The organism is Streptomyces sp. 2A115 (genome assembly GCF_052245575.1).
GTDB lineage: Bacteria > Actinomycetota > Actinomycetes > Streptomycetales > Streptomycetaceae > Streptomyces.
Genome location: NZ_JBQQCG010000209.1, coordinates 1 through 1,831 on the forward strand (window position 1 = coordinate 1; position 1,831 = coordinate 1,831).

1 pseudogene is annotated in these 1,831 nt (G+C 66.2%); it reads right to left on the reverse strand.

Features of this window, described 5'->3' with window-relative positions:
• Window positions 1–44: 44 nt before the first annotated feature.
• Window positions 45–1,699 (reverse strand): annotated as a pseudogene (locus ACTWQR_RS55605) (ISAzo13 family transposase).
• Between the last annotated feature and the right edge of the window lie 132 nt (window positions 1,700–1,831).

Below are 1,831 nucleotides of genomic sequence, written 5' to 3' on the forward strand. Positions count from 1 at the left end.
GGGGCCTGTCCGTGAATAACTGTCAGAGTTGATCTGTAAGGGTGTTATCCACGGCCGTGAGACGAGTTTGCAGTTGCTGGGGCGTGCGTGCTGGTGAGCCGGGTATCGGCGTGACGGGGATGCGGTGCAGGTCGAGAATTCGGTGGCCGTCCTGGAACTGGTTGGACAGGTTGGTGCGTGTGACGTTCAGCATCTGGGCCATCAGGGTGCTGGTTGCGGCCTTGCGGCGGCGCAGGAGTGCGGCAAGCAGTCGGTGGAAGTGGTCCAGGCTGCTGGTCTGCGGATGGAGGTAGCGCCGGGGGCGGTGGAAGCGACGCCGGAAGGCTGCCTCGGCCAGGGCGTCCCAGTACGGTTCCGAGACCGCCACGAGGTGAGCGAATTCCGAGCGGGCCATGCCGGTCAGCGTCGGATCGGTAAGCATCAAGGTCACGGCGGGATCGATCGGCCGACGAGTCGCCGGTTCTTCGGAAGGGGTTGGGGGATCCGGGGCCAGAGCGTAATTCCAGTTGCCGTGAAACGCATCGGGTGTGATCGGCAGGGCGTGGAACTCGGCGGTCGTGACGGTGGTGCCGAGGGCGTAGTCGCCAGTGTCCAGCTCGGCGCCGATCCTCAGCCCGGTCGCAGTGGTCGTTGCGGCGATCGTCTCGAGCACGACTTGGTAGCTGGTCAGCGGCCGACCGCGCCAATTGGCGGTGATGTGGCAGAACATCCGGTGCTCGATTTTGTTCCACTTCGAAGTACCTGGCGGAAAGTGACACACTGTAATCTCCAGTCCGCTCTCGCGGGCGAAGGTGTGCAACTGCTTCTTCCAGGTCCAGTAGCGGGGGTTGTTCGAGCCGCCGGCGTCCGCGGTGATCAGTAACCGGTCCGCGTCCGGATGGTCCGCTCGCCCACGGTGGCGCCACCAGCGGCGGATGGATTCGGTGGCGAACTCGGCGGTGTCATGGTCGGTCCCGACGTTGACCCAGCCGGTGTTGGTGGCCAGGTCGTAGACCCCATAGGGAATGGCCGCCGGTTGGTCGTCATCGAAGAGGTGGGAGTGACAGTCCACCTTGATCGGGTCTTTGCCGGGGCGCCAGACACGGCCGGGCCGGTCGCGGTTGCCGATCCACTCCTTGGCCTTGGTGTCAACGCTGATCACCGGCTGGCCGTCGTCAAGGAAGGCGGTGGCGGTGGCGTTGATGTGGGCGAACTGGGCGTCGCGGTCCGGATGGCGTGCGCCTTCAGTGGTTTTGGCCGTGCCTTGCAGGCTATAGCCCATCGTGTGCAGCAGACGTCCGACGGTCGTGGCGCCGACCAGGTGCCCCTGCTCGGACAGGGCCCGGGCCAAGCTCCGCAGCGACAGTGTGGTCCAGCGGAGCGGGGAGACGGGATCGCCGCGGGTATGCGGTTCGATCAGCATCTCCAGAGCCGGCAGCAGACCGGCGTCGGTGGCCGTCAACGGCTTGCGCCCGCCTCCCGGAGCCCGGATACGGTGCGTTGGCGCCGCGTGCGTCTCCAGTTCGGTGATGCCGCGCGCGATGGTGGCGGTGCTGGTTCGGGAGGCGGCACCTACCAGGGCGATTCCGCCATGACCGAGCGAGACGGCCTCACTGGCGAGGTAGAGCCGGCGACGGCGTTCGTCGAGATGCGGCAGAACCTGCTCGAACTTGCACTGCAACTCGGCAGCGGAAACGCGGACTTGCGAAGGCACAGTCACATTCCAGCGTCCCACTGACGACTGTCCCGCAGGTCAACTCTGACAGTTATTCACGGACAGGCCCCCGCGGTCACCAACTGCCGGAGTACTGCCTTTGGACTCCGGCGGAGGCCCCCGCGTTGCCGGTGCCCC